Source organism: Caballeronia sp., assembly GCF_028292365.1.
GTDB lineage: Bacteria > Pseudomonadota > Gammaproteobacteria > Burkholderiales > Burkholderiaceae > Caballeronia.
This window is the reverse complement of sequence record NZ_JAQGMM010000048.1, coordinates 1-9,583: the sequence shown is the minus strand read 5'-3', so window position 1 is coordinate 9,583 and position 9,583 is coordinate 1. Positions and strand designations below refer to the sequence as shown.

Sequence of the window (9,583 nt, the reverse complement as noted above, 5' to 3'; positions counted from 1 at the left end):
ACTAGATCGAGCGTCGATGTCGGAGTGGGGCCGCCATTACCATTTTTTGCGAACGGAATTTGACATGCGACGGGAAGCCTGTTCGCGATCTGTCGATTACGCTGGCCAAGGTGTTTGCATGAGGCTGAGCCTGCTTTCTTCGCGGGGTGACAGATGCCGTTCGGAACGTCTTTCGCGCATGCATGCCCGTACAGCGTTTGCGTCCGCCGGCATGTGTGATCGCGCACGACTCGGGCATAAAGGCCGATCACCAGCGCATCTACCACCGAGCCGGCCGGAACTATTGGCTCCTGCCTCGCAGAGCTCGCGTGCGCAAAATTTGCTAACTGGCGGCATGATCGTAATCGCCGCGCTGTACATGGGGCGCGGCGTGCTGATTCCGATTACGCTGGCCGTGCTGCTTAGCTTCATTGTTGCGCCGCTCCTTGGACTTCGAAGGCCGTTCAAATCGTCCAGTTGCCGTCGGTGATCGTCGCGGTGCTATTCGCGCTTTGAGTACTGATCTGACGGTATGCTAATCGGCGCACAGGCGGGACAACAGTCGAAGGACCTGCCGCAGTATCAGCGGACGGTCGAAGCACAAGATCCGCGTCGCAAGGAAACACTTTCGGCCGCGCAGATACGCTGCTCAAGAGGTCAGGTCGATCAGCGACATCCGCGGACGGACATGTCACGCGAAAGCGCCGGCCCCTGGGTTTTTTCCGGAGCTGTGTCAGTGAGTCTTAAATTACCAAGGCGCAGATTTTCACTTTGTTCGGCGCCCGGTAACGGCACCAGGCAGACAGTCGACACGCCGACGATCGATGGATAACATCTTAAGCTCGCCTAAACGGGGGTAAACCCCACGGAAGCTCCGATCCGCACTCCACCAGCGTTCCGTTCCAAAAACGCCAGCAGGGGCTTCCAACCGAATAACGTGCGCATCAGCGCGTTCATTATGGACGTGGAGCGGATATCGAAGAGTCGTTGAGACACCGCTCGAGTGCGTTGCTCAAAAACTGATAGGCGCGCAATGCTTGCCGCAAGCGACACGATCACACGACCAAGGCGAACCGTTATTGTGGTAAATGGACAGGTATGTTTCGGGTAGCGATGGGGGGTGGCGCAGCAATCCGGTAGCTTTCGGACACTTACCACAGCGTAATATCGGCTAGGGATTATCCAAAGTTCATGTTCTGTAGCATTACCGGCCAAAACCGGAATGCCATCGATCTCCGGTGCTGCTCAAACGCCCTTTTTGCGCAGGGCCGTTTTACATCGCTCGCCGATAGACTTTACGAATCGCACGGCGCCGGGGCCATCAACTCGCGCGACCAACGCCGATGAGGTCTAGTTATATGGTCAGGCACTTCGGTTTCTCGGGAACACACTTGACCTTCGGCGCGCTGGTGCGATCCGGAGGCCTTCTCTGATACCCTGTATCAGCCAAGTGACCTACGATAATGCCTTAAGAGAACGGTACCTGGGGCGACCTCAATCCCAAGCTCAATCGCAAGGTTCGCAGCGCGCTTGGGGCGGTACGCCGCCGAGTTGATACGCACGGCCTCATCGATCAGTGCGCGGTCGCCGCCCTGGAATTTGAAGAACGTCGGTTCTAGTTGTTCAGTGCCATTGGCGTCTCCCCGAAAGTAACGCATTTCCCAACTACTGAATTGCCTCGAGCATAGTCGCGCGCACGCGATAAGCGAAACGTTCGTATGACGCGGGTCTCTCTCGATTCTTCGGAAACAGTTCGCGACGCAAGATTGGGTACCCTCGAGGTACTCAATGAAATTTTCTCCGGCCCTAATCAAGAAGCCCGTAATGCCATCTGCCCTATTACGTTGCAAAGACACCAATATGATGGCGTCGATGTCGGCGCGCCGCAGCGAAGCCCGAACCCGGCTCACATAGAGTACGCAGAGCAGGGGTGGAGGCGTTGGCACGCGTTGCTGTTTCGAGACGCTGGGCATCTTTGCAACCCACAAATCATACAAGGCTATGACCGACCGGGGTCGGGCATCTAAGCGGCCCGGCTACTTTTGTCTGCTCTTGCTGCGATCAAATCGAAATGCATCTCCGATCAACGCGTCTGATCAGCGTCGGCAGGGCAAACCCGGTCAGATTCCGCTTTGACGGTACGGTCAAAATTGCTCCGTCGCTGTGCGACTGCGTACATAAGAAGACCATGAACATTCATAGCTGGCGTTCGCCGAGTGTCAAAGACACTTATATCGAGCCCAGACCAATTAGCGAAAGGTAACGCATCACATCGCCGTGCCAGCAACCGTGTCGACCCTGCAAGCATGTCCAGCGGCTCACTGCGATCCTCACCTCGCCGATGCAGATCACTTCAGCTGCTCCCGCAGGTAAGCAACGGGCTGCGTCCATCAGAAGCTGGCGAACTGATCGACATCAATTGTTGGCCGCGGCTCACTTCAACGGAGATCTCAGCGGGATGCCTCTGGGCGTGAGAGAAGCGCAGCGGCACGATGCTTCCGAGACGGCTACCGCTGTTCAGCATGGCTTCACCGCGCTTATGAACGAGTCAGAAGGGCGTAATGGGCGGCGTTACGGAGCCATTCTTGGATCGGCGTGTTGGCGCCGCCCGAACAGGTCGCCACAGGTTGAGGCGAATCATGGATTTGTCCAAACTAGGCGTGTGAGTGTTGGGGACGAGCTAGGAGCGTCCGACCGATAAGGAAACGTGTACTCCGTGATCGAACTCAATTCGCCCACTAGTAATTGATAGTTGGCAGCGGTGTGTATGTCCGCCGCGGAAGTACGCTGATCAAACGGATAGCAGGACAATACGAACCGCGAAAAGGCCCACAGTCGCCCGTCGTCTAAAATTGGAATCGGGGTAAGCGAGAGTCGGCGATCCCGGCCGCCGATGGTCGGCAACTGGTCATCGGTGCGAGGGGTCGATTACTGTAGCTGCCACTCCTGGGCACGCCATATGCTGCGTTATTAACCAGCGCAGCGCCGTAGCGTTGCTGAAAATATGGAGGCGAAGATGAACTCATTAAAGACGGGCGTATGCGCGATCTACATCTTTGGGAGCGTGTTGGCTTATGCTCAAAACGATGCGAGCGCGCCCGCGCCCACCGATCAAGGAGTCGGACAGCGTCCTAACCCAGGAGTTACTGGGAACAACACGGGAAGCGCAACCAATGCCGGAGGAGGAAGCGGCAGCGGGCAGAGCACCCTGATGCAAAAGCGCGAAAAGGCAATGTCGCCGGAAGGTGCGTCGGGAAGCGCCGGGACCGGAAAAATAAAGCAATGATGTCAGCGACTTTTCTGAGTTCATTGGGGGCGTGGTATGAGCTTCCGGTTTGGCGACCGCTTAACTGACTTGGGGCCATGCCAGCGTTATGTGGAGAGGACTCGTGTACCGGTGGAGGAGTTACGGATGACGCGGCAATAATCTCGAAAGTAAGCCAATTGCGGCATTGACGTTCGTGCAACAGACAGTCCTAATTGACATGCTCTCCGCGTAGAGGACTATCGCGAAATCACCGCGTGTCCTTTCGATCTTCGTACATGCGAAATCGCTGGGTGCTACTCGGAAGATCCCCGCTGCACGACATCTAAATCGATGTTTAGGCTTGGAACAAGAGCAGTAAGAGATGCTCAAAAAATACTTACGCGCCGTCGCGAATTTTTGGTGGTGGAAGCACCCATATGCGGAAAGTCCGAGGAATACTGTCATGAAAGAGCGATTGGTCGATGTATTAGCAGTAGTGGCGTTGTACTACACACCTACCCGGTCACGCTAGGGCGCTGGGTACAGTCGCGGATGATGCCGAATACGCAGCAAAGGCACTGGAGGCGGCCGCGCACGGCGGTTTGGCCCCAGATGCTGAGCTTGGCAGCTTGACAAGAATTCACGTCGGTCGAGGCGGCCAAATGGCTCCCTATGGTGACGATGTTGAACAGAGTGCTGAAACGAAAGTTGGCTTAGAGCAGTTCGTCCGCGAACGCGCCGACCTGCTCTGGGAAGCAGACGGAGGCCCCGAGGGGTGCGCAGAGGAATATTGGCATCGGGTTTTGGACCAACACCTCCGCGAGCGGGCGCATGTGCTGTGGCAACAAGAGGGACGCCCCGAAGGCCGCGAAGAGGAGTATTGGCATCGGCTTCGGCACTTCCAGGCGCAGTGATACGGTCGATAGAAGGTAACCGAAGATCGCTCTATAACTAGATCCATCTTGGTGCCCACTCCGGCGCCAAAATTGTCCAGAACTGTGTTGGAGCGTGGCGCCATGGGCTCACCACGGTGCGGGTTTTACGCTGTCAAACCACCTAGCCCGAGCTTGAACCGGTAGATCGTTAAACGGGCGGGTTTGACGGCTTGACTGTATTGCGGGGAATCATTTGCGGCGCTCCACGCTTCTATTTCGTCACGGCGGGACAGCGTAGGCGCAACAGAGCTTCGGTTGAGCAGGAAATCCATTACTTGCCGCACTACATTCGGCCCAAGACTGCGCACGGTCGCCATACATTAGCCACTTCGATCTTACCTACGGCAGGCGTAATCGCCAAGCCATCGCGAGCCCGGGATGGCTTGGCGCAACGGAATAGCCGGCGCGAGGCCGAGCTCTTTGATCGTGGAAAACTTGCATAAGGAAACGGCCGGTGCAGTCAGCCCATCGCGACATCCGAAGATGCGAGTTACGCAGCGCAACTCCGCTTCGAATACAGCGCGGAAGCGCGCTACTGAACGGGAAAAAATCTATGAAGGAATCGGACATCAATTCTTCATTTTTTGCACGTAAACCAGCCCCTTCTCCGTGATCAAAAAACCACCGTGCGTCGTCGCTGAAATTAATCCGTGCTTTTCGAGCTCGGCCCGCGTGTCCGGCTCAACCATAAGCGGCTGTTCGGTCGCCGTTCCTTCACTGAGTTCCACAAGCGCGGCTTCCGCTTGTGTACTGAGTCGTTCAGTCATATGAGGCTCCAAAGTTTCTACGGCGGCTTCGTGAACAACAGACGGGCTCGCATCTACGTGGCCGTCCGCGAGGCATTTCTACTCTTTCAGCTCCCCACTTTCGATGAGATGATCGATGACGTTGGGCGCAGTAATTTCCGCGTCCGTGCGAGCTTCCGCCTCGGTCGGAAAGGATGTCTCATTTGTCTCCTTCCAAACGATGCTATCTCCCTTAGAAATCACCGCCGTACCTCGAAATTCGTCAGGCGCGACCGCGACAGCGGAAGCTTCAAATGTAAAATCCTTGTACGTGTCCGGCATGGAAATCTCCTCTCATGCGAACCATCAATCTAGCATGCACAGCACGTCGACGGTTGACTTGCGACGTACGTCAATCTCGGTTGGGAATTACCTTAAGGCAGAGACGTTGGTAGCTCGCATCTACTTGTGCAACTCACTGCGCAACGAAGCAACGTTACTTGTCGTAACGGGCCGCGCGTCATTACCCCATGAGGCCCGGATAAAGGTCAGAACCTCGGCGATCTGTGCATCCGTCAGAATGCCGGCAAAGGCGGGCATCGCCTGGCGAGGTGGCCCGCTCACTGTCGCGGGACTATTACCGCCTTCAACCAACAAGCGAATCAGCGAGGTCGTATCTTCGCTGATGACCATAGGATTGCCGGCGAGTTTGGGAAACGTCTGCGAGATGCCTGCACCGTTGGCCTGATGGCATTGCGCGCAGAACGATGCATAGACTGCCGTTCCGGTCGCGGACGGCTTGTCTGGAGCCCGCGTTTTTTCAACTGACTGCGATGACGGCTTGTACTGTCCGTCGGCCGCGCCGGTGGCAGGTAGCGCCTTCAGATACCGGGAGATAGCATGCAGGTCATCGTCGCTCAGGTATTGCAGACTGTCCTCGACGGTCCCGACCATGCTGCCGAAAGCGGCGACGCCGGCGCCGTGCCCCGTTTTCAGGAACGCCGCGAGTTCGTCCTGGCTGACGCGCCCAAGGCCCGAGCCAGTGTCGCCTCTGAGATTCGGCGCATACCAGGTATCGTTGACGCCGCCCGACAGGTATTCCTTCGACGAGTCGTCATAGCCCCGTTCCTGATAGCCGACCCCCCGCGGGGTGTGGCATGAACCGCAGTGGCCCAGCGACTGTACAAGATAAGCCCCTCGATTCCATTGGGCATCACGATCGGAACTTGGCTGGAAATGCCCGGATGGCGCGAACACGAAGTCCCAGAACGCGAGTGCCCAGCGCTGGTTGAAGGGGAAGGGCACGCGTGTGGTCGGTGCAGGCTTCGCTACGGGCTTCACGCCATTCATCATGTAAGCGTAAAGCGCGCGTATATCGTCGTCCGAGACCTTGGAGAAAGAGACGTAAGGCATCGCCGGATAAAGGCGCTTGTTGCCAGGCGCGACGCCTTCGCGAAGTGCCCGTTCAAAATCTGCGTAGCTATAGGCGCCAATGCCGAACCGCCTGTCCGGGGTGATATTGCTGCTCACGATGGTGCCAAACGGTGAAGTCATCTCGAGGCCACCCGCGTACGGCGCGCCACCCATCGGCGCGGTGTGGCAACCGGCACAATCAGCCGCTTTCGCCAAATATTCGCCGCGAGCGATCAATGCCGGTGCGGATGCCGCCGGCTGATCCTGGGCGTGCGCCTGTCCGGCCAGGCAGAGCAGGAAGGCCGGAAACGCCAACAGCCATGTACCACCGTTGCCGACACGGCCGAACCATACATGTCTGGACGGACGGAGCGGAGAACGCCCCCTTGCTGCACACTGACTTGCAGACCCTCGCCGTGGGCCAAAACGCGGTCCGAGCACGTCGCATTCTCCTTCAATGACTGTCTGCCTCGGGCACAATCTACGGTCGCCGAGCACCGAAATTGCCTGTCGTTCACGCCGCGCGCGAGGATCAGGCGACGATCCTGACGGGAATCAATTTGGCGGCCGGCACCTTGCTCTGCTTGGCGTAGTGCCAAAGAGGAAGCAGCGGGTTGCATTCCGGGTAATAGCCGCCCACACATCCTGCTGGTAGATCAAAGTTCTTTATCTTTAAACCGCTAACCCGTCGTTCTACGCGGTCGTCGGCGACTGTCTCCAGCGTGATCTCCTGTTCGGCAGAAAGTCCTAGGCGATCCATGTCCTTCTCATTCATCAGTAGTACCATCCGGCTGCCGTGCACCCCTCGGAAACGGTCGTCAAGATTATAGATGGTCGTGTTGAACTGGCTGTCGCTGCGCAAGGTAAAAAGTCGAAGGGTGTTCTCGTCTATGCCGTGCACGTCCGGGTCCTCGAAGAGTGTGGCGGACGTCAGAAATTCGGCCTTGCCGCTCTTCGTTTCCCATTTGCGCTTAGATGCGGGCAGCGGCTGATGGAAGCCGCCGGGTGTCCACATACGCGAGTTGAAATCGTGGAAAATCTTCGGGTACGTTTGCGCGATCGCATCTCTGATTGAGGCGTAGTTGTTCGCCCACGCGTCCCAGTCGACGGTCGAAGCCGGCCCGAGAGTCGCCTTCGCAATCCCGGCGACGATCCTTGGCTCCGAGCGCAGTTTTTCGCTGGCGGGTTTCGCTACGCCTCGTGAGCCATGCATGCAACCGGTGCTGTCTTCCATCGAGACGGCTTGTGTCTTGCCGGCCTGCTCGTCGATTTCGATCCGACTCAGGCAGGGAAGGACGTAGGAAATCTCACCATGAATCAAATGGCTGCGGTTGAGCTTTGTCGTGATGTTCACGGTCAGCCTTAGCTTGCTCCAGGCAGGCTCAATCACTGATCGATCCGGCACCGAGCGCACCAAATTACCGCCAAGCTGGAATACGGCACGTACCTTACCGGCCACGATGGCCTCGCATGCTTCCACTGTATTCATGCCTGTGTCGCGCGGCGGCTCGAATTGGTATTGTTCCGCCAATTTGTCGAGCGGCGCGAGTTCAGGCTTTTCCGTGACCCCGACGGTCCGTTGCCCCTGCACATTCGAGTGTCCCCTCACCGGTGAGGGTCCCGCGCCCGGCTTGCCGATATTGCCCCTCATCAGGAGCAGGTTCATCAGGAGCCGCACATTCTGTACACCCATCCGGTGTTGCGTGAGCCCCATGCCGTAGTGGGCAATCACGGCATGTGCACGGCCGTATTCAGCAGCGGCTTGTGTGGGCGCTTCGCGCGTGAGCGCGCTGACGCGTTCGATTTCCGCCCAGTCGCATTGACGGACGAACGCGGCAAATTCGGCGAAACCGGTCGTATGTTCTTTGATGAATTCGATACCTAGAAGCCGGGGCCTGCCGCTGGAGAGCGCTTCGTCGTCAGCCTCGAGCAGCGCCTTGCAGATACCCGTAATCGCCGCGCTGTCACCGCCGGCCACCACCTGATGGTATTGCGTGCTGATTTCCGTTGAGCCGGGCGTGAGCATCTGTAGCGGCGACTCCGGATTGACGAAGCTGACCAGGCCCGGCTCACGAATTGGATTGAACGTGATGATTGGCACGCCGCGCTTGCGGGCATCCTGCAATTGATGCAGCATCCGCGGACTGTTCGTGCCAACATTCTGGCCAAAGAAGAACATCAAGTCGGTCTTCTCGAAATCGTCGAGCGTGATGGTGCCCACGCCTACGCCGATCGCTTCCTTCAGCCCGACGCTCGTGCTCTCGTGGCACATGTTCGAGCTGTCGGGTACGTTGTTGGTGCCATACATGCGCGAGAACAACTGATACATGTAGGCAGTCTCGAGCGCGTTTAGTTCGCGACCGATCTCAGCAAATGCGTCGTCCCACGAGACTTCGAGGTACCTGTCGGTCGCCGGATCCCAACGTAGAGGAGCCGCGACGCGTCCGGCCTCCTCGAGTTCGTGATCGTGCCAGCTATTCAGCGCGGACACCGTGTGGTGGGCGAAAAAATCAGGATCGACGCGTTTCGACGTCAGGTCCCAAGCGGTCGCTTTCGCACCGCTTTCACAGAACTCGAAGGTGTGGGGATCCTTGGGCTTCGCCCAGGAACAGCTCACACACATGAACCCGTCCGGTTTGTTCTGATGCATGAGGACACGACTGCCATCGACTGCGACATGCTCTTGAAAGAGGGCACGGGTGACGGCTTTTATTGATCCCCAGCCGCCAGATGCATTCTTGTATGCGTCGGACTCTTCGTGCGCTGTCATGTCTACGCTCCTGAAAAGGTACCTTTTGTAGCAATGCGTGTTCCCCGTGGCTTGCCTGAGTCATTCGCATGCGTGTCTCGTCAGATTGCCGTGGATTCGCTGCGTTCTGTTCACTGGTGATATAGATAAGCCGCAATGTCACGCGCATCGGCTTCGGTCACGTTTAACTCGGGCATTGCTGCATGAGGATCGACCTGTCGCGGATGGCGGATCCACGCTTCGAGGTTCTCGGGGGAATTGGGAAGGTTTCCACCGACATAGCTACGCTCTCCTATGTCTTGCAAGCTCGGGCCGATCAGTCCATAGGCGTTCGGAATTCCATCGATCTTGTGGCAGGCACCGCAGCCGTAGCTCACGATGGCCTCGCGGCCGCGTTGCGGGTTACCGCCGGTCGCGGCGTCATACGACGGCGGCTTGTTCCCACAAGCGCTCAGCGCGAACAGCAGCGCCGAAAGGATAACGGCCGATTTCATGTTCGTCTGTCCTGGCGCGCGCTCATCGGGACATTTGAAAA

General features: G+C 57.7%; 7 protein-coding genes. 1 reads left to right on the top strand and 6 read right to left on the bottom strand.

The window, feature by feature from the left end:
• Positions 1-1,421: 1,421 nt before the first annotated feature.
• A complete protein-coding gene (locus tag JWR14_RS38510) occupies positions 1,422-1,952 on the bottom strand; it encodes a BLUF domain-containing protein (RefSeq protein WP_366144501.1) in 531 nt (176 codons plus the stop codon).
• A 1,936-nt stretch (positions 1,953-3,888) separates the two neighbouring features.
• Between JWR14_RS38510 and JWR14_RS02880 the strand changes: the two genes are divergently transcribed.
• Positions 3,889-4,140: a DUF2934 domain-containing protein gene (locus JWR14_RS02880; protein WP_299700969.1), complete on the top strand. Its 252-nt coding sequence runs from the start codon at positions 3,889-3,891 to the stop codon at positions 4,138-4,140.
• Positions 4,141-4,730: 590 nt separating this feature from the next.
• Here the strand turns inward: JWR14_RS02880 and JWR14_RS02875 are convergent.
• From JWR14_RS02875 to JWR14_RS02855, 5 genes are all read right to left on the bottom strand, one after another.
• A complete protein-coding gene (locus tag JWR14_RS02875; RefSeq protein ID WP_299700966.1) occupies positions 4,731-4,928 on the bottom strand; it encodes a hypothetical protein in 198 nt (65 codons plus the stop codon).
• Between the two features lie 78 nt (positions 4,929-5,006).
• A complete protein-coding gene (locus JWR14_RS02870; RefSeq protein ID WP_299700963.1) occupies positions 5,007-5,228 on the bottom strand; it encodes a hypothetical protein in 222 nt (73 codons plus the stop codon).
• A 120-nt stretch (positions 5,229-5,348) separates the two neighbouring features.
• Entirely contained in the window at positions 5,349-6,596 is a 1,248-nt protein-coding gene (locus tag JWR14_RS02865; RefSeq protein ID WP_299700972.1) for a cytochrome c, read from the bottom strand.
• A gap of 235 nt (positions 6,597-6,831) precedes the next feature.
• A complete protein-coding gene (locus tag JWR14_RS02860) occupies positions 6,832-9,069 on the bottom strand; it encodes an FdhF/YdeP family oxidoreductase (protein ID WP_299700960.1) in 2,238 nt (745 codons plus the stop codon).
• 110 nt (positions 9,070-9,179) lie between these two features.
• On the bottom strand, positions 9,180-9,583 hold a 404-nt coding region (locus JWR14_RS02855; protein WP_299700957.1), incomplete at its 5' end, for a c-type cytochrome.